This window comes from Candidatus Cloacimonadota bacterium (assembly GCA_028706475.1).
Taxonomy (GTDB): Bacteria; Cloacimonadota; Cloacimonadia; order Cloacimonadales; family Cloacimonadaceae; genus UBA5456.
In genome coordinates, this window is record JAQWBI010000001.1 from 1 (window position 1) to 19,972 (window position 19,972).

Here is a 19,972-nt window from a genome sequence, read left to right on the forward strand (position 1 = left end):
ATGAATGATGGGCGGTGCTGCGTACCGATAGTGGATGCGGCTTGTAGCTGCATATTTTTGAAAAAGCGTCGAGACGACGCTTCCACAATATCGCTTCGCTTCGTTTCGCTGTGTCAAAACTGGCTCCGCAACTTATGCAGACGAGGACGTCTGCAATCCTCTTGATAAACTCATTGCATTCCCGCGGAGGCCCGGTAATTTACTTTGTTGTAGCTGATTTTCAACAAATCGTGATTTTTTGCCCAGAAACTGCTTGACAGCAGGTGCCTCACAAAAATCTTAAATGTTAGCATTAGAAAAAAGGATCTCATGGAGAAAACGGAAATATGTTAAAAGTATCAATTGCTCCAGATGGTAGGGAGTATCCTCTTCCCACCGAGCAGGAAAACGAACAGGAACGAAATCTTTTGTTGCAAATCACCAAGGAACAGCGCGCCAAGGGCAGAAAGATTGTAGCAGTGCAGGGCTTGGGTTTTGTTGGTTGTGTGATGGCCTCCGTTGTGGCCGATGCCGAAGATAAAGACGGCAATCCAGTTTATTTTGTCCACGGGCATCAGCGTGCATCCAAGCGGTCGTTTTGGAAAGTACCTGTAATCAATACCGGCGTACCTCCCGTTAGCTCCTCCGATCCGGAAGTTCCCGAAATCTTCCATCGCACCGTAGTGGAGAAGAAGAATTTCCGTGCCACCAGCGAAGACAGCGTGTACAGCTTGGTGGACGTTGTAGTGGTGGATATCCAGTTGGACGCCACCAAGCCCGCATTTGGCGAGGCAGAAAAGGGATATTGTGACATCACTGCTTTCCGTGAAGGCATCCGCATGCTGGGTCAGCACATCAATCCCGAATGCCTGGTTTTGGTGGAAACCACAGTACCTCCGGGAACCTGTCAGAAAGTGGTAAAGCCCATTCTGGAAGAAGAATTTACCAAGCGCGGCATCGACATCACACAGAATCCGCCACTGGTAGCGCATTCCTATGAGCGTGTGATGCCGGGAAGCAAGTATGTATCTTCCATCCGCGATTTCTGGCGTGTGTTTTCCGGTGTGAATCAAAAGAGTATTGAACTCTGCCGGGAATTTCTGAGCAATGTGCTGAATGTAGAGGATTATCCTTTGACTCAGCTCGACAGTACCAATGCCAGTGAATTGGCCAAAACCATGGAAAACAGTTATCGTGCCACCAACATCGCCCTTACATTGGAATGGGCGCGTTTTGCCGAGCAGATTGGCGTGGACATCTTCAAAGTGCGTGATGCCATCCGCAAACGCAAAGGCACTCACGACAATCTCTTGCGTCCATCTTTGGGCGTGGGCGGATACTGCCTCACAAAGGATCCCGTATTGGCAAATTGGGCCATGAGCGCTCTCTTTGGTGTGAAAGGCCGGCTTTCGATGGCAATCAACAGCGTAAACATCAATGATACCATGCCCTTGCATACCATCGAGATCATCAAACGTGAAGTAGAAGATGTGAAGAATCTGCGGATCACAGTACTCGGCGTATCTTACCTGGAAAACGTTGGTGACACGCGGCACAGTCCTTCCAAGACTCTGGTTGAGTTCTTGCGGAAAGACCTCGCCCACGTTCGCACTCACGATCCCTATGTGGAACACTGGGATGAACTGGAAGAAGTAACGGTGGAGAAAGACCTCCCAGAAATCCTGGAAGGCAGCGAAGTAGTGATCTTTGCCGTTGGGCACAATCAATACAAGGATATGGAACCCAAAGACTTGGTGGACATGTGCAAGACCCGTCCGCTGATCGTAGATTGCTCGAACTTCCTGGACGATGTAACCATAAACAAATACAAAGGGCTGGGATGCAAAGTACGTGGCGTAGGCAAGGGCCACATAGTCTAAGCGTCCTACGCTTCATAATATAGGGGCGAATACTCTTTCGCCCCTTTGTTTTACATGGGGAAAAGCAATGGATATGGATAAGGATCGTGATCTCTATGGCATAGAGATCAAGGAACTACTGCGGGAGAGCCTCAAAAAGACCATTGAGGGGCACTTTTCCGCTCACAATGATGATCCGGTATTCTATACCCGTCAAAGCTATCCCGGCAAAACCAGAATCGAAGAGCTGCCGCTGTTTCCCCAAGGGATTCCGGATGTAATCCGGACTTGGGCAGATATCGACACAGAAACAGATTATAGACCCGAAGACATCCTGGTGCTGGATCTGGAAACTACCGGTTTGGGGCGCAGTGGTACCTTGGCCTTCATGATTGGCCTGGGCTATTTTGAAGCAGGCGAATTTTGGGTGGAGCAGATATTTCTGCCTGATCCCGATGCGGAGGAACACAGTTTTGAACGGCTGCAGGAATTGATGCAAGAACGCAGCCTACTCATCACCTTCAATGGTAAAAGCTTTGATGTGCCGGTGCTGGAAGCACGCCTGTTGTATCATCAGATCTGGCTGGACCTGCGTGGGATGGAGCATCTGGACTTGCTGCATATTGCCCGCAGATTGTGGAAACGCAAGCTTCCCAGTTGCGCACTGGAAACCATTGAATTCTACATCCTGGGGCATATCCGGGACAAGGAACTGGACATCAGCGGGAGCGACGTACCTCAGACCTATTTTAACTTCCTCACTACAGGAGATGCGGAGAGCATCCGCAGAGTATTTGTGCACAATCACCATGATATACTGCACAGTGCCGCACTCTTTGCCCTGATCTGCGATAGCTGCAAGTATCCTCCTAAAGACGGGATGGATATCCGGGTAGATTATCATGCTCTTGCCCGGCTGTATCAAAGCCAGGGACAGAATGAAACAGCCCGGCGGATATTGGTGGATCTGCTCTCGCACGGTGAAGTGACTGCCGATATTGCGCATGATCTGGCCATGATCTACAAAAGGGCCAAAGAGATGGATGATGCACTGGCTGCCTTTGAGATAGCCGCCTCTTTGGACTATGCTCCTGCCCTCGTGGAAGCGGCAAAAATCCTGGAAAAGCAGAAGAGTTATCATAAGGCAATGCAGTACAGCCAAAGAGCACTGGCTTTGGAGCGGGGGCGCTTTCTGCAGAATCACAAGGCGCTGGCAGACATCGAAAAGCGGATAGAGAGGCTAAGTAAGAAGCTCTGCTCCGGTTAAGTAAAAGCAAAGAAAGGGTTACAAACAAAAGCAGTTGACACAAAATGGCATTAGCTTTTTATGTCTTCTAAATTCTGAAATCTTGGGAGTAATACAATGAAAACAACAGGATCGGGGTGGACCCCTACCGTTACGCTGGCAAAGCTTTTCGAAGAGCAGAACCAGTTCTTCGATGCGCTTGCCACTTACGAACTTATCGCCCAAAATGATTCTTCTCCTGCCATCCGGGAAAAGATCGAGGCCTTGCATGCCCGCATTCTGAATGATCCTTCAAATCGCTATGATCCCCGCATAGAAAAGCTCTTTACTCCCGAAGAACTGGCCTATTTGAAGATCTTGAGCCACCAGGGTTTTGACAATATGTTCCGTGCGGTAGAAAAGCTCAATGAAGGCATGCAGGATACCGAGATCGTATTTGACGAAGAAGAAGTCCTGGCCGAGGAATCAGAATTGGACACTCTGGACGAGGTTTTACGTGAAATCGAACAGCAGGCGCAATTGAACCTGATAAACGGTTCCGAAAGCTATGGCGATCTCACTGTGAGCGATCTGTTGATAGCGCTGCTTTCCCGCTGGGACAAATCCCAGTCGCTCCGAGATATCCGCCTGTCGGACATGATCAGCCTGTTTGTGGATATGCAAAGCCAACAGAAATAAGCAATGCCAAAAGAGCCCCAAAAATGCAACAGCATCTGCGAAAAATGCCTTCACAAATGCAAACAATTGGATACCGTACAGCTGCTTTCCTGCCCGCGCTATGAAGCTCAACCGGTGCAGTTGGAGATAAAAGTACCGGGGCTGGACAAACGTAGGTAACAGGCATGATCCGCATTATTGCCGGAATCCACAAGAAGCGTAACTTGCAATCTGTTCCCGGAAGAAGCACACGTCCCACTACCGATTTTAACCGCGAAATGATCTTTGGCACCTATCAGGATTTTAAGGGCAAGAAAGTGCTGGATCTCTTTGCCGGTACCGGAGCTTTTGGGTTGGAAGCGCTCTCGCGCGGAGCCGCCTGGATCGATTTTGTGGAATTTGCCAATGCCGCTATCGGAACCATTTTGAATAATATCTCTACGCTTTCCTGCACAGATCGGTGTCACGTGTATCGCAAACGTGCCGAAGCCTTTCTTAAGGATTGTGAGAGCAGCTACGATGTGATCTTTCTGGATCCGCCCTACGATAAAAACCTGATCAATCCCTCTCTGCAGACCATATTTGAGCGTAAGATGCTGAAACCCAAGGGACTGGTGATGGTGGAGCATTCCCGCAACGAAAAGATAGCCGAAGACTTATGCGGCTACATTCTGAAACAAAAGGAAATGAAAAAATGCTGCTTCACCTGGCTGGCAGAAGATCCTGAGGCTATTTGATCACGATACTCTTTTGGCGACGATACACTTTCCCGCCATCAGTAGATTGAGACTCCCACAAAACCAGATATAGACCACGCGGAGCGTAGCTACCACCGCTTTTCTTCCCATCCCAACATAGGACTCCGCGATCCGCAATTTGCAGATTGTCCGCCAGGCTGATTACCTTGCGTCCATTCATATCCCAAATGCTGCAATTCACGCGGTTTGAGACTACCGGCATATTGTAACTGATGTTTAGCACCTCACCATTGCGGACATCACAGGGAGATCCGAAGATTTTCAGGTACTCATTATGCTGCGGGAGGTCCTGACTTGTGTGGAAATTCTCTGCACAGGGGCTGGGTTCACCCAGGCGCCACATGACTTCTGTATCCTGTAAAACTCGTTGAAAAGACATCTCCGCGGTGCTGGAAACATAGGCCATTGAATCCAGCAAAGCGAATTCATCCCAGAGGTATAGGGCATCCCCGTCATTATTCAGCTGAGTCCAGGATTGTGCCTGCAGCACCAGAGCAGAGGGACATTGGGGATATTCTTCCAGAAAGCTTGCGGGATCGGAGCACAGCACGAAGTAGCCCGGTACATCCGGTAAATTGAAACTAATGCTTGCTCCAGATGCATCATGGATTTGGTAGCTTCCCTTTGCAGAGGAAGCTGGGGCATACAGCTCTATCCATTCTTGTTTCCCTGGGAGTGGAGCAGGAAACACCTCGTTCAAGTGCGGAGCTTCTGCAAATTGCCCCAATACGCTGTAGTGCATGAGGTTATTATCTGTATCAAGATCGTTTTGATGTTCCAGAAACAGATACATCAATTCCACATCTTCCGGCAGGATAAAGCTAAGCCTGATGCTGTCTCCCAGTGCCAGGGGCGGAAGCTCTTCCTGATGAAAGGCTTGCTCTCCATAATACGCGGTAAACAGTGCATTGTAAGGGCTGGGATACGGACCCAGGTTTCGCACACCGATACTAAACTGACGGAAAGACTCCCCCGGTTCATAGGAAGGCCCATAGAGAGCTAGATCAGTGTAGACATGATTGTGTAGATTGGGGGTGGGATTCTGCTCAATCCGAAAGTCGTTGCCACACATATTGCTATCCCTGCCATCCACCACCCGCGCCAGAGAGCAACCTTCCGGAGCGTCCGGAGCAAAGCTGTAAGCCTCTGTGCCATAGTCGTCTGTGAGTAGATTTGTGTTTGGTTCATCGTAGATAATAGTATCCGTGTAGGTGCTGTCGGAATTTACAAAGCGGATTCCGTCGCTAGCGCTGCCACCATTTTGAAAGTTGAGATTGGCATAGAACTGAGCATTTCCCATACCCGTTCCTCCGATCATCACCATATAGCCTGGGCGTAACAGGAAATAGGGAAATTCGAATTGTTGGATCCAGGATGTGCCGCAACTATAAATCCTGGCACCGGTTAGATCTACGGTTTCAGTACCGGGATTGTAGAGCTCGATCCATTCCTTGCCGCTATCTGCCCCCTCAGGATCGTAACATACTTCATTGATCACCACTTGAGAGCCGAGACAGCCGTATATGAGCAGAAAAGCAAAGGTGAAAATGCAGGAGATCACGCGTTCAAGTTTAATACAAGCGGCTGAATGTTCCAGATCTCGTCGGCATATTCTTTGATCGCTCTGTCGCTGGAGAATTTGCCGATGCGGGCGATATTCAGTATAGCCTTCTGCACCCATTCGTCACGCTTGGTATATAGTTCGTCAACTCTGGCGGATGTATCCACATAGGCGCGGAAATCCGCCATGTTCAGATAGGGATCGCCGCCGCTAATCAGTGAATCGAAGATAGGCACAAAGATGCCAGGCTCGTTTGGACACCAACTGTCATCCATCAGAGAATCCACTACCCGCTTCAATTCGGGGTCGTTTTGGTAGTAATGCAAAGGATTGTAGCAGGAGTTTTTTATTTGAGATACCTCTATAGCTTTGTGCCCAAAGATAAACATGTTTTCGCTGCCGATCTCCTCTGCCATTTCCACATTTGCTCCGTCCAGTGTACCTATGGTAAGCGCACCGTTCAGGGCGAATTTCATGTTTCCGGTTCCGCTGGCTTCATAACCAGCGGTTGAGATTTGTTCTGAAAGATCAGCCGCGGGGATGATTTTCTCAGCCAGGGACACACAGTAATTTGGCAGAAACACTACTTTCAGGCGGTCTCTTACATCCGGATCCTTGTTGATGATATCACCCAGATTATTGATCAGCTTTATTAGACGTTTGGCCAGAAAGTAACCGGGAGCCGCTTTACCGGAGAATATCACCGTGCGGGGTACAAATTCCGCTTCGGGATTGTCCTTAATGCGATAGTACCGGGCAATGGTCGCCATCACATTGAGCAACTGGCGTTTATACTCGTGCAAACGCTTGATCTGCACATCGAAGATGCTTTCGGTGCGTACCCGGACACCGGTGACTCTGTAGATATGACGGGAAAGCCGCTTTTTGTTGATCTCTTTTATCTCAAAGAAGCTGTCCTTGAAGTAGGGATCGTCCAGATACTCCTCCAAACCTCTCAACAATCGCAAATCCCGGGTCCAGGCAGAGCCGATGTGTTCGGATATCAAGCTGGAGAGCAGTGGATTGCAGATAAGCAGCCATAAGCGGGGAGTGATTCCATTGGTTTTGTTCTGGATCTTTCCGGGATACAATTCATCAAAATCTGCAAAGACTCTTTTCTTCAAAATCTCGGTGTGCAGCTTTGCCACTCCGTTCACCGCATGAGAGCCGTGAATGCAGAGTTGGGCCATGCGTATGTTCTTTTCCAGACCTTCTTCGATGATGGATGTGCTGCGCATCTTTATGATGTTTCCGGGATATAGCTTACCAACCTCTTTCATGATAAGATCATTGATCTGATAAATGATTATCAGGTGGCGGGGCAACAGTTCTTCAAACAGTGCTACGCCCCATCGCTCCAATGCTTCCGGTAACACTGTGTGATTAGTGTAGGAAAATACAGCTTTGGTGATATCCCAGGCTTTGGCAAAGCTCATGCGCTCCACATCGATAAAGATGCGCATCAGTTCTGGAATTGCCAGGGCGGGATGGGTATCGTTCAGTTGGATACAGATTTTATTTGCAAAGCTGGAAAAGCCGTCGTGATCCTGTTTCCACCAGTACAATATATCCTGCAGAGTGGCCGATACAAAGAAATACTCCTGCTTCAAGCGCAACACCTTGCCCAAGTGTATATTGTCGTTTGGGTACAAGACCTTACTGATGTTTTCGCTGATGTTTTTCTGCTCCACGGCTTTCACATAGTCGCCGTTGTTGAAGTATTCAAAGTCAAATTCGTCTGTAGCAGTAGCTTCCCAAAGGCGGAGATTGTTTACGTTGTCCACTTTATAGCCCGGAATAGGTACATCCCAGGCAACTGCCATCACGTCTTTGGTATCCGTCCAAGAGTAAATCAGTCCCTCTCCGTTGTTTTCGGTCTGTTTTACTTTGCCGCCAAAGCGTACACGATAGCTGATCTCCGGGCGCTTAATCTCCCAGGGACAGCCCTTTTTGCGCCAGTGATCCGGCACTTCGCTTTGATATCCATTACGAATCTCCTGGCGGAAAATGCCAAATTCGTAGCGTATGCCATACCCATAACCGGGGTATGCCAGAGTGGCAAGAGAATCCATAAAGCAAGCTGCCAAACGCCCCAGGCCTCCATTGCCCAAGCCCATGTCCGGCTCCAGCTCAGCGATGTCTTCCAGCGAATGCCCCATTTCTTTCAGCATGTCATAGGTCTCGTTGTACAGATCCAGATTGATCAGGCTATTGCCCAGCAACCTGCCGATGAGAAACTCCATGGAGAGATAATAGACCTTTTTAACGTCTCGCTTGCGGTATTCATATTGGGTACGTAGCCAGCGCTCTATGAGGCGGTCTCTTAGGGTAATACCCAAAGCATAATACACATCCCAGGCTTCCACAGTGGTGTTGTCTTTGATCAATGAGTATTCCAGATGGTTCAAAAACCGGTTTTTTATGTCACTCGTCATCCCTTCCGCATTGTCGGAAAAGAAGATCGATGTATATTCGTTGTTTGGAATAAATCCTTCTTTCATAGTCAAATCCTTGATTTCAGCTCTTTTTACAGTAGCTTTGCAATAGGTTGTAAGGCAGGAATATCTGTCAAGTTCTTTATGCAGAAGCTATTGTTTACCCCCAGCAACCGAATGGAGCATTTGAATTGTATCGCTCCTCATACCCTTTGTTTGATCCAGTATTGAAGCTGATATCAAGGTGTTATCATCCTGTGCTCACCCGATGATAACCCGATAATATCTGGTTCAAGTATCGATAACCCAAAGAGGAATGAAGCTTCTGAATCTACTTGGAGTTTGCAGCCCAGTAGCATAACAACATTCATGCTGACGAGTCACTAGAGACTGATGCGCTTGCGGTTCAACTCCAAAGTTTTGGTACCAATGCCTTTTACCTGCAAAAGATCTTCTATAGTATTGAAGAGACCATTTTGCTCCCGGTATTTAATGATTGCTTCAGCGCGGGATGGGCCTATCCGCATCAAAGTGCATAGTTCCTCCTGGCCTGCAGTATTGATGTTTACGATATTGCTACGGTTGGCCTTGGAGGATAATGCCCGGCTGGAGGATTCATCTGCTGCAGTGCTATCGCCAAAAGCGATCAGATAGGGCAGAATGCGGCGATAGGTTTTTACTCCGATACCTTTCACCAGCATTATTTGATTCATGGACGTGAAGGGATTGGTTTCACGATAGTTCAGGATATCCTGGGCACGCTTTTCCCCAATACCCGGTAGGCACATCAGCTCTTCCATGCTGGCAAACCGCAGATCCAGCATCATTTCTTCGTCTTCTTGCAGAGCTGCTTCGAGGCTGTCTGCCGCCTGCTGCTTCAAATCCTCTTTTCCCTTGTAGCCAAAGAGATTGAGTATGCTGCCCACGAGGATAAAAATCGAAAGCACCAAAAGTAGCTTTTGTTCCTGAGGAGTGAAGATATGGCGAAAGGCTTTCAATGTTCTTTGGCTACCACAAATACTGCCTCCGCTTCTGCATAAGTGGCGGAGAAATCGTATATTCTGGCTTCAGTGCGGATGGTTCTGGATTTAGCAGATACAATCCTGCCCCACAGTGTAATCTCTGTATCCGGGGACAGAGCTTTGCGATAGCTGATATTCAGCTTGGCTGTGTAGGCGAGTTTGCCGGAGTGAATCACAGCCTTTGCCATCACTTCATCCATAAGGGTGGAGATGATGCCGCCGTGGATCACATTGGGATAGCCTTCATACAGCTCCGAGAGCTTTAGGACGGCTTTGGCAGAGCCCATTTCGTCATAGCTGAAATCCACCTTCAGGCCTATGGGATTATCCTTGCCACAAACAAAGCAATTCCGATAGTCCTTATTAATTTCGTCCATTATTCAGCGCACAGATAGTCTGCCCAGAAACTCAGTTTTTCTTCCAGATCGAAAGAAAAGCCCACCTGCTCCCAGGCGATATTGCCTTGTTTATCTATCACCACAATGTGCGGAATTGCCTCTACACCATACTCTGCGGCCAGAGAATCGGTTCCCTCCAAGTATTCCATGGCAAATTCATTGTCGCGAAAATACGCTATGGCTCTGTCGTAATCGTTATCCATCACGTTTACGGAATAAACCTTCACACCTTCGGGCATTTTAGTTTGCACCCAATTGCTCAAAGCCGGCATCGTCATCTTGCAGGGACCGCACCACTGAGCCCAGAAATCCAGGATAATCACCTGCCCGCGCAGATCATCGGACTTGTGAATAATGCCATTGATATCTTTCAATTCCCATTGGGTTGCGGGTTTTACTCTCCTGCTTTGCAGCAAAGCAGCCTCCCGCTGGGGAGCTTCGGCATCATAAGTGTTCTTTGCCTGAGTGAGGAGGTTATTCCATTCCGGATTGCTTTCGAAATACGAATACTGAGGAGAATTGATCATTTCCGGATACTGCAGTGCTCCAAGCTCGATAGCCATACGCAAATACTCCAGAGCCTGCTGAGGGTCTTCATTTTCAAAATATGAATCTGCCAGATATTTCAGAACCTCTCCATTCTCTGTAACAGCGGGATTTTCGGATATATAATGTTCCATTGCTTCAATTCCTGCGCTGTCATATATAAATGAAAGCACAAACAGCACCTTGGAATCTTCCGCTTGTTTTTCATCGATTTTCCCGGCGGCAATGGCGGAATCCATCAAGATATCTATCATGCTGCCATATACTTCAGAACTACCGGATTGAACACAGAGATCGTAGATAAAGGAGTAGTTGCTCTGAATGGTATTGGCATCCTTCAATTTTTCCAGATAGCTAAGCGCGGTGTTGAGCTTACCTTCGGAGCTGTATCGGTAGGTTTGCGCCAGCAGCAGATAATCGTCTTCGGGAAATTCCTTGAGTCCCTTGTCGATGATTTTGGTACCCTTATTGTAATCATCTGTATATAGATAGCTGTAATCTTGAATGTCCTGAGTGAATCTGAGCGCTACCAACCTGTATCCCCAGTAGAATTTGGGGTGCTTTTGCACCAATGTGTAAGCTTCCTTTTTGTTATCTTCCAAGAGGCGGATGGACAGGTAAGCATAATCCGGATTGGCGGGATTGGCTTGGGCCAGGCGTTGATAATGACTCTGGCAGGCTTCCGGATCAAAAGTAGCCCAAAAGTCTTGCAGAGTACGGTGTTCATCTACGGTCTGAGCTTTATACAAGTATTCCTGTACCAGTTTGTGTTGAGCCGCTGTATCATCCTGGATGGCGGCGGCACGAGCGCTAAACTCTTCGAATGCGGCAGCCCAAAGGGCTCCGGATATTATGCTGATCATTATCAGCACACTTGCTATTTGTTTCAAAGATCCTCCATATATGTAGTTCTCCAGCGTAGCAATAAAGCAGGCTGAGATAAACTTATGATCTTGTGTATTTGGCGATTTCCTCTCGCTCTTTATCATAACCGTTCTTTCCCATCAAAGCAAAAGTGGCAATCTTCCCGGTTTCCACTCCCGGTTGATCCAATGGATTGATATTCAGGAGCTTGCCGCAAAACACGGTTTGAATTTCGTACATCATGATGGCTGAACCGATGTTTTCTGCATCGATTTTGGGAAAGATCAGGTTGGCATTTGGTCTACCGGCCTTGCAAAGTGCAATTTCGGTGGCCAAACGTTCGGCATTCAGCAGTTCGGACAACTTCTTGCCACCCAGATAACTGATGTCTTCCAAGTCCGGATGAAGGTTCGGGATAGTGTAATCGTGCGCAAAGTGCTCCACACTCAGGAATGTGATCACCTTGTCGTTTGGTCCTTCGGTATAGAGCTGGATCTGCGAATGCTGATCGGTGGTGCCCAATGCTTTCACAGGAGTTTGTCCCACAAATATTTCGCGCCCCTTCCGGTCGTAGCGTTTGCCCAAACTTTCTGCCCAGAGCTGACGATACCAATCGGCAAAGTCGTACAGTGAATTGCTGTATGGCATCATCACACTGATGTTCTTACCTTCCCGCATATACAGGAAATGTAAGAGACCGTTTAGCAAAGCGGGATTGTGCATAATCTCCGTTTCTTCACAGATGTTCCTCATCTGCGCAGCTCCTGCCAGCAGGGCATCGATATCCACTCCGGCAAAGGCAGAAGAAAGCAATCCCACGTCTGATAGCACAGAGAAACGTCCTCCCACATTACCGGGTACCGTGAAAGTGCTGTAGCCTTCATCATCAGCAATGCGGCGCAAGAAACCTTTCTCTTTGTCTGTAGTAATGATCATACGTTTGCGAAAGTCCTGGGGATACTTACGTTTCAGGATGTCCAACAGGATCATGTAAGCGCTCATGGTTTCCGCCGTGCCACCGCTTTTGGTGATCACGTTGAACAGGGTCTTATCCAGAGTAGTCTGCTGCAGGATCTCATGTAGAAACACCGGATCCGCATTGTCGTAAACCAATACTTTGCGCGTCAATCCGGCTTCGGTCTTCAAAGCGTTATAGATGGCTTTATTGCCCAGTGCGCTGCCCCCGATGCCCAAAACCACCATGGTATCGAACACGGGATCCAGCTTTTGCACAAAAGCTTTGATGTGGCCTGTGTCTTGCTCCGGAAGATCGTAAAAGCCCAGAATACCGGCTTTGCGGACTACATTCAGTTCTGCTTTTGCTTCTTGCACTTTATCACTGAAGTCCAAGACCCTAGAAGGGCGCATAGCACCAGGAAGAAACTGATTTGCCAAGAGATTACGATGATCAAATCGGATCATAAATCGGCCCCTTTTTTCGCATAATATTTCTTTAATGTATGATATACCAGGTTGTCTATGTCATTTAGTGATTTGGAAAAATCGAAGTTCTTCACCAGATTATCCAGATGCTCGTCACAGTTACGCACCACGCGCTTGATATCGTATAATGAAGATGGATTCACGCTCAATTCGCTGATCCCCATACCGATCAACAACGGAGTATATTCCTTCAACGATGCCATTTCACCACACACTGATATGCTACGGTTATACTTGTTGGCACTTGCAATGGTGAGCCGGATCAATTTGAGCACAGCCGGATGGTGTTGAATAAAATAGCGACTCACTGTGTCGTTATTACGATCCACCGCCAAAGTATATTGCACCAGATCATTTGTGCCCAGGGAAAGGAAATCGCATTCCCGGGCCAGAGATTCGGAGCTGATCGCAGCCGAGGGAATCTCGACCATGGTGCCCACCTGGATGTCGTAATCGTACTTTACACCCTGTTCATACAGCTCGTCCGCACAGGACTTCAATTCTCTTTTGGCCTGCAAAAAGTCCTCTACGTCGATGATCATGGGAAACATGATGCGGATATTGCCCAAAACCGAGGCACGCAGAATGGCGCGAAGCTGTGTGCGTAGCACTTCCGGATGTGCCAAAGAAAAACGGATACCGCGGTTTCCCAAATAGGGATTCTCTTCTTTGGGGCTGTCTATGGAATGGGTGAGTTTATCCCCACCCAGATCGAAAGTGCGGATGGTAAGGATCTTGGGCGCAATCTTTGTTGCCAAACTGTGATAAATCTCGTATTGTTCATCTTCCGAAGGAAGGTCATTGCGTGAGAGGAAGAGAAATTCGGTTCTGAACAAACCCACACCATCAGCATTGAGCTCATTCACTTGGTCAATCTCCGCAGGAATCCCGATGTTCAAGGTCATGGTGATGTTTCGTCCAGACAGAGTAATGGCGGGATCTTCGCGTAGTAATCTCTGTTTTTGGGAGATCAATTCCAGTATCTGCATTTTTTGGGCATAGAACTCCAGGGCTTCATCATCCGGATCGTTTACCACCAAACCCAGTTCGCCGTCGATGATGAGATGGTCTCCTTCGTGAATATGCTCCCGCAGATCGGGAATAGCGCCCACACAAGCTATGCTGAGCGCACGGCTTAAAATCGCTGAGTGTGAAGTAATACTGCCCACTTCACAGACATAAGCCCGTACACCCATTTTGTTCAAAAGACTTACTTCACTGGGATGAATCTCGTGGAATATGGGTATGGTCTCTGGTCCCAACTTAGCAAAGGGATCGCTCTCCAGCTTCAGAATCTTCAGCAATAGGCGGTTGCGAACGTCCCGAAAATCAGCAGCCCGCTGAGCGAACATCTCGTTTTGCATACTGCTGAAAAATTCTATTGCCTCGCTAAAGGCTTCCTGGATCGCCAGAGCTGCGTTTTTGTATTCCTTCAGGATTTTGTTTTGAATATTCTTCCGAATGTCGGGATCGGCCAGGATATCCAGATGAGAGCTCAGTATCTCCATCTCGTTTTTATTCAGGCTATGTGCGCCTAGATGTTCTTTGATCTCTGCTGCTGCCTTTGCGCAAGCTTGAATATATACAGTCTCTTCTTCCTTGGTTTCTTCTGGTAGAATCTTATGCTGGGGCACATCCAGCCCACGCTGATCAATATATACCGCTATTCCCGCAGCCAATCCCTTGGCAAGGCTGTTCCCACGAACTTCCTTCATAATTCTACTCTCCAAAACCGGAGGAAATCATTTCCGAGATTTCGTCTATCAGATATTCTTCATCCACTCCATCGGCGATCAATTCCAAAGAACTACCACATTCCGCCGCCAACATCATCACACCCATGATGCTTTTACCGTTTACCTGGGTACCATCTTTTTCGATGTGAAATTCCGAACGGTACTTTGTGGCTGCACGTACCAAGAGAGCAGATGGACGGGCATGTAAACCAAGCTTATTCTTTACTATCACTGTCTTTCTCATCATCTTCTATCTTCTTTTGCATGGTTTTCTTGCGGATTTCGTCGTGGATTTTGCGGTTGAAGTCTTCAGCGGCATCGTATCCAACACCCTTCAGGATCATATTCATCGCCGCCACTTCTACTATTACAGATACATTCTTCCCCGGAGATACAGGCAGATAGATGATGGGAATCTTTACCCCGAGATGCTCCGCATAACTGTTGGACAGCCCGATACGCTCGTAATCCATGTTTTCCTGCCATGGCATCAGCTCGATTTGCAAATCGATAGTCTTTTGCCGGCGAGTACGCTCTATGCCAAACATACGTTCCACATTCACAAAGCCCACTCCACGAATCTCCATGAAGTGTCCAAACTCACGCCCCGGACGACCATAAAGCTGTTCATCCAAATAGCGTAGCGTGATGAGGTCGTCGCCCACCAGACTGTGACCCCTGTGCACCAGATCCAGTGCGCATTCGCTCTTACCGATACCACTTTTACCGGTGAGCATGATGCCCAGTCCAAACACATCCACCAATGTAGCGTGAATGGTTTTTTCCAAGGCAAAGATATCCTGCAAATAGCGGGATAAATGCTGGATCAGATTGATGGTGGACAGCCGGCTGGAGAGCAGGGCAATATTGAGGTCGTTTGCCAGATACTCTATCACCGGGGGCAGTGTGAGACCTTTACTGATGATGATGCAGGGAATGTCCGTCTTGAACATGTCTCTCACGCGGGACACGAGGTCTTCTTCTTTCATGGATTGCAGATAGCGCACCTCGGTCTCGCCAAAGACCTGAATGCGCTCTGCTGAAAACACTTCCAGATATCCGGCCAAGGCCAGTCCCGGACGGTTCACATGAGGCGAACTCACTTTCTTGGAGAGGGTTTCCGGCTCTGTAACCAAGGAAAGAGCCAGATCCTTCTTCTTGGCATCAAAGAATTCTCGAACTGTGATTTCCTTCATATAATCCTTTTCTCTTTAATGCCCCCTTCGGAATAGAGGAAGGGGGCCAATGGATTCTTTTATGCGGAAGGCAATGTGCCGGCCACAGCAAACGCTTTAAGGCTCAAAGAGCTTATAATTCTCGTTGTCCTTTTTAACCAATACATTGATGCGGTCTGTTTCGATGTTTCTGAAGATGAAAAAATCTTCCTTACTTGCGTCCATCTTATCCAGGGCTTCCTGGATCTCCATCAGTTCGGTAACCACACGTTTGGTTTTGATTGTTTTACGGGCGTGATCCTGATTGTTCACTTGTATGTCTGACGCGCGGGAGAAATCATTGAATTGCTCCTTCAACGCCCGCTTCTGATGATCCGTTACACGGTCTTTCAGTTTCTTTATCTGAGCTTCCATTTTTTCCAGAGATGTGTCGATGGAAAGGTACATATCCATCTCCTCTGCAGTAGCCTGCAATCCAAATTTGCCGGCATGCAGAGAAAGCTCGCAGAGATTGCGGCTGTTCTCCAAAGCCAGAGTGACGTGGATGGTGATAATCTGGTCAAAGTACTTCTTTAGTTTCAGGCAAGAACTTTCCACGTAGTCCCGGATCGCCTTTGTCAGTTCAAAATGGCGTGCTGTAATCGTGATTTGCATGTTGATCCTCCTGTTAAATTTTGTGAATGGAGAGTTCGCGCAGATCTTCCACGGATTCCATAATTGCCTCGGAAAGAGTGGGATGGGCAAATACGATATCCTCAATGGATTCTGCAGTCATGTGACCTGAGATCATGATGGCGCCCTGAGCTATTAACTCAGCGGCTCCAGTACCCATGATGTGCATACCCACCAATTCGCCGTTATCTTTTCTGGCGATAGTCTTTACAAAGCCCTGGGTAGCAGACATTGACATGGCCTTCCCACTGGCGGAGAAGGGGAATTTTCCGATGATGATCTCGCCGAATTTCTCTTTGGCATCAGCTTCATTGTAGCCAACTGAGCCAATTTCCGGATTGGTGAAAGTGCAACGCGGAATATTCACATATTCCAAACCGCATGTGCGAGCGGTAGTCCCTTTCAACAGATGTGCGATGTGTCCCGCTGCCAGCAAACCCTGTTTACTGGCGGTATGAGCCAATTGCAGCTTGGCCGTCACATCGCCGATGGCATAGATTCCGGGTTCGGATGTGCGCATCAATTCGTCGATAGATATAGCTCCTTTATCTGTTTTAAGGTCAAAACCTGTACTTTGAATGTCATACGAAGGTAGCCTGCCCACCGAAAGCAGTACTTTCTCGGCGCGCAATTCGCTCTCATTACCTAGTTTCAAGAGCATTTCCTTCCCGTCTTTTTCTATGCTATGCACCGCAGTATTGGTCATCACTTTGATTCCGCTCTTCTTCAGCGCCAGGGCCAGGCGTTTGGATATCTCTTCATCTTCCAAGGCTACCAGACGCGGCAGGAATTCTATGATGCTCACTTTAACGCCAAAAGCCGCATAGATGGAGGCAAATTCACAACCGATAACACCCCCGCCTACTATTGCGAGGCTTTCAGGCAGGCTGTCCATCTGTAGGATGCCGGTGGAACTCATGATGTCCTGCTCGTCTATCGTGATGCCGCGCAAGCTCTTGGCAGTACTGCCGGTGGCAATTATCACAAATTTTGATTTGAAGCTCTGATCATCTGCGGTTTTTACTTCGAAAGCATCCTGATGCTTGATGATTTCCGTAACTGCACTGTGATGCAGGGCAATCTTGCGTTTCCGATACAAAAATTCGATGCCGCCCACCAGTTGTTCCACGATCTTGTTTTTGCGTTCAAACACCTGCGCATAATCCAAGTGTATGTCGGTTGCAGGCAGGCCATATACTTCCGCCTCACGCATTTCCCGGTACAATTCGGCACTTTTTACCAGTGCTTTCGTAGGAATGCAACCCCGGTTCAAGCACACTCCGCCCAAGCGTTCTTTTTCGATAAGCAGACAGCTAATGCCATATTGTGAGAGGCGAATGGCCGCTTCATAGCCTCCGGGACCTCCGCCGATTACTATTACATTGTAGTTTCCCAAAACAACCTCTATTTTCTTCTTAATCTACTGTTCAAGATACCCATCTCATCACGATACTTGGCGATGATGCGGCGCGAGATATTCAGTCCTTCCCCTTTTAGGATTTCCACCAAAGCCCTGTCCGAAAGCGGCTTTTTCTTGTCTTCGGAATCCACCAGACGGATAATGCAATTCTTTACCTTGTGCCTGGAGATGCTCTCGTAGTTATCGTCCCGTCCCGCCGTGGAAGTAAAGAAATCCTTGAATGCAAAAACCCCGTAGGGAGTCTCAGCATATTTATGCTTCACCACACGGCTGATGGTCGATTCGCTCTTCCCCAGATCTTGCGCTATCGCACTGTAGGTGAGTGGTTGCATTACTCCGCTGCCATTATAAAAGAAATCGTGCTGATGCTTGATGATGGACAGCGACACCTGTTCCAGAGTGCGCATCCTCATATAGATGGATTTGATCAGGAACTTGGCGCTATTGATCCGCTCCCGCACATAGGAGGTGGTTTCCTTGTCGAAGTAGCCACGGTTGATCATCTTGCGATAGCGCGGACTGATGATGATGTTTGGCGTAATGTGATCGTTAATAATAACCACATACTCTCCGTCGATCAGCTTCAAAGTCACATCCGGATACACGTATGCCGCACTGTTCCGCATTATCCTTAGCCCGGGTTTGGGATCCAGCTTCGAAATCTGATCCCGATAGGTCATTATGGTGTCTTCAGACACATTGAAGTAAGACGCAATCTTCTGAAAGCGCCGATGTATAAGATTCTCAAATTGAAATGTGACCATGCCCAAAATGATGGGATTATGCTTCTGCTCCGCATCCAATTGGGCCACCAGGCACTCCGAGATGTCCCTCGCAGATATCCCCTTGGGGCTCAGATGCAGCACGATTTCGTGAAGCTCCTCCGCCCGGCGGGCACTCACCTTAAACCGTGCGGCAACCCGGGATATGGGATAATCCTTGGGCAAAAAACCGTATGAATCGCAGCTATCCACCAGCTCCGTTATAAAATCCACTTCATGCTCCGGCAGATTCAGAGGATAGAGCTGCTCCAGATACTTTTCTTTGGCATCTCCCTCATAGCGTATCATTGCATCGCCCTGCTCCGAGTCGCCCTCGCTGCGGTATCCCTCACCACCGGAATGGTATTCATTCCACTGATCCAAAATATCGGTCAGTTGGCGAGCTTCGGCAACAGCGCTGGACACCTCGTCCGTAGCATCCACATCCTCTATTGGAGTATTTGATTCCGGTGGAGCCTGTTCATAATCGCTATCTACCAAATCCTCTTCATCTTTCTCATCTCTTAGCTCCAGCAGGGGATTGCTCTCCAGCTCTTGCTTGATGTAACTCTCCAGCTCCAGAATGGGTAACGCAAGCATCCTGAGGGATTGTAGCATCTTGGGCTTGAGGGCGAGCTCCTGTTTTTGTTTCAGAGACAAGTGTTGATTTATGGTGCTCATAGTCGTTGCTCAAAAGGGCTCATTGTAAACCTTTCTCCCAGATACAGTCTTTTTGCATCTTCATCGTTGATCAATTCCATCGATGATCCCGATACGATGATCTTACCTTCGTAGATAATATAAGCACGGTTCACTATTTTCAAAGTCTCAATTACATTATGATCGGTAATCATCACTCCGATGTTTTTTTCTCTCAGTTTTCCGATGATATCCTGAATATCTGCTACTGCAATGGGATCTACTCCCGCAAAAGGCTCGTCCATGAAGATGAAAGCTGGATTTGTTACCAAGGCTCTGGTGATCTCCAGCTTTCGCCGCTCGCCCCCAGAGAGAGTATAGGCTTTCTGCTTTGCCAGTTTGCTGAGGTTCAGCTCCTCCAAAGCCTCTCCCAGGCGTTGCTTGCGTTCCTTACGGGACAAGTTCAGGGTTTCCAGAATCGCCATCACATTGTCTTCCACACTCAGCTTGGCAAAGATCGAAGGCGCCTGAGCCAGATAACCCATCCCCATCCGGGCACGCTTGTACATGGCTTTGTGAGTGATGTCCGCATCGTTTAGCAATACTTTGCCGCCATTGGGCTTTGCCAGTCCGATTATCATATAAAATGTGGTGGTCTTTCCGGCTCCGTTCGGCCCCAGGATGCCCACAACCTCACCCTGATGGATTTCCAGACTGAGATCGTTCACCACAGTGCGTTTGCCGTATACCTTCACGAGATTCTGTGCTTTTATAGTATTCAATTCCATGGTGATAATCTAA

At 48.1% G+C, this 19,972-nt stretch carries 18 protein-coding genes; 5 read left to right on the top strand and 13 right to left on the bottom strand.

Annotated elements, in window-relative coordinates; all coding sequences use genetic code 11:
- Window positions 1-326: 326 nt before the first annotated feature.
- From PHF32_00005 to rsmD, 5 genes are all read left to right on the top strand, one after another.
- Window positions 327-1,859 carry a nucleotide sugar dehydrogenase gene (locus tag PHF32_00005; protein ID MDD4559112.1) on the top strand — a complete coding sequence of 511 codons (1,533 nt, stop codon included), beginning with the start codon at window positions 327-329 and terminating at the stop codon, window positions 1,857-1,859.
- A gap of 67 nt (window positions 1,860-1,926) precedes the next feature.
- Window positions 1,927-3,105, top strand: a complete 1,179-nt coding sequence (locus PHF32_00010; protein ID MDD4559113.1) for a ribonuclease H-like domain-containing protein — start codon at window positions 1,927-1,929, stop codon at window positions 3,103-3,105.
- Window positions 3,106-3,201: 96 nt separating this feature from the next.
- A complete protein-coding gene (locus PHF32_00015) occupies window positions 3,202-3,762 on the top strand; it encodes a hypothetical protein (GenBank protein MDD4559114.1) in 561 nt (186 codons plus the stop codon).
- A 3-nt stretch (window positions 3,763-3,765) separates the two neighbouring features.
- Window positions 3,766-3,921 (top strand): hypothetical protein, encoded by a 156-nt coding sequence (locus PHF32_00020; protein MDD4559115.1) that lies wholly within the window; start codon window positions 3,766-3,768, stop codon window positions 3,919-3,921.
- A gap of 5 nt (window positions 3,922-3,926) precedes the next feature.
- A complete protein-coding gene (gene rsmD, locus PHF32_00025) occupies window positions 3,927-4,478 on the top strand; it encodes a 16S rRNA (guanine(966)-N(2))-methyltransferase RsmD (GenBank protein MDD4559116.1) in 552 nt (183 codons plus the stop codon).
- On the opposite strand, the gene PHF32_00030 is transcribed toward rsmD, so the two are convergent.
- From PHF32_00030 to lptB, 13 genes are all read right to left on the bottom strand, one after another.
- Window positions 4,471-6,000: a lamin tail domain-containing protein gene (locus tag PHF32_00030; protein ID MDD4559117.1), complete on the bottom strand. Its 1,530-nt coding sequence runs from the start codon at window positions 5,998-6,000 to the stop codon at window positions 4,471-4,473. The genes rsmD and PHF32_00030 overlap by 8 nt on opposite strands.
- A 56-nt stretch (window positions 6,001-6,056) precedes the next feature.
- Window positions 6,057-8,561, bottom strand: coding sequence for a glycogen/starch/alpha-glucan phosphorylase (locus PHF32_00035; protein ID MDD4559118.1), 2,505 nt, complete (start codon window positions 8,559-8,561; stop codon window positions 6,057-6,059).
- Window positions 8,562-8,878: 317 nt separating this feature from the next.
- Window positions 8,879-9,493 (bottom strand): ComEA family DNA-binding protein, encoded by a 615-nt coding sequence (locus PHF32_00040; GenBank protein MDD4559119.1) that lies wholly within the window; start codon window positions 9,491-9,493, stop codon window positions 8,879-8,881.
- Window positions 9,490-9,894, bottom strand: coding sequence for a PaaI family thioesterase (locus PHF32_00045; GenBank protein ID MDD4559120.1), 405 nt, complete (start codon window positions 9,892-9,894; stop codon window positions 9,490-9,492). Before PHF32_00045 ends, PHF32_00040 begins: the two co-directional genes overlap by 4 nt.
- The gene (locus tag PHF32_00050; protein ID MDD4559121.1) at window positions 9,894-11,351 is read right to left on the bottom strand and encodes a TlpA disulfide reductase family protein; all 1,458 of its coding nucleotides are present in this window, start codon (window positions 11,349-11,351) and stop codon (window positions 9,894-9,896) included. The genes PHF32_00045 and PHF32_00050 overlap by 1 nt, the downstream gene beginning before the upstream one ends.
- 55 nt (window positions 11,352-11,406) lie before the next feature.
- Window positions 11,407-12,747, bottom strand: coding sequence for a glucose-6-phosphate isomerase (locus PHF32_00055; protein ID MDD4559122.1), 1,341 nt, complete (start codon window positions 12,745-12,747; stop codon window positions 11,407-11,409).
- A complete protein-coding gene (gene ptsP, locus PHF32_00060) occupies window positions 12,744-14,483 on the bottom strand; it encodes a phosphoenolpyruvate--protein phosphotransferase (protein MDD4559123.1) in 1,740 nt (579 codons plus the stop codon). The genes PHF32_00055 and ptsP overlap by 4 nt, the downstream gene beginning before the upstream one ends.
- A 4-nt stretch (window positions 14,484-14,487) precedes the next feature.
- Window positions 14,488-14,751: an HPr family phosphocarrier protein gene (locus PHF32_00065; GenBank protein MDD4559124.1), complete on the bottom strand. Its 264-nt coding sequence runs from the start codon at window positions 14,749-14,751 to the stop codon at window positions 14,488-14,490.
- Window positions 14,720-15,700, bottom strand: coding sequence for an HPr(Ser) kinase/phosphatase (gene hprK, locus PHF32_00070; GenBank protein MDD4559125.1), 981 nt, complete (start codon window positions 15,698-15,700; stop codon window positions 14,720-14,722). Before hprK ends, PHF32_00065 begins: the two co-directional genes overlap by 32 nt.
- 96 nt (window positions 15,701-15,796) lie before the next feature.
- Complete coding sequence (gene raiA / locus PHF32_00075) at window positions 15,797-16,333, bottom strand: ribosome-associated translation inhibitor RaiA (GenBank protein MDD4559126.1); 537 nt, start codon at window positions 16,331-16,333, stop codon at window positions 15,797-15,799.
- A 13-nt stretch (window positions 16,334-16,346) separates the two neighbouring features.
- Complete coding sequence (gene lpdA / locus PHF32_00080) at window positions 16,347-17,747, bottom strand: dihydrolipoyl dehydrogenase (protein MDD4559127.1); 1,401 nt, start codon at window positions 17,745-17,747, stop codon at window positions 16,347-16,349.
- Window positions 17,748-17,755: 8 nt separating this feature from the next.
- The gene (gene rpoN / locus PHF32_00085) at window positions 17,756-19,213 is read right to left on the bottom strand and encodes an RNA polymerase factor sigma-54 (GenBank protein ID MDD4559128.1); all 1,458 of its coding nucleotides are present in this window, start codon (window positions 19,211-19,213) and stop codon (window positions 17,756-17,758) included.
- Entirely contained in the window at window positions 19,210-19,959 is a 750-nt protein-coding gene (lptB, locus tag PHF32_00090) for an LPS export ABC transporter ATP-binding protein (protein ID MDD4559129.1), read from the bottom strand. The genes rpoN and lptB overlap by 4 nt, the downstream gene beginning before the upstream one ends.
- Window positions 19,960-19,972: the final 13 nt, after the last annotated feature.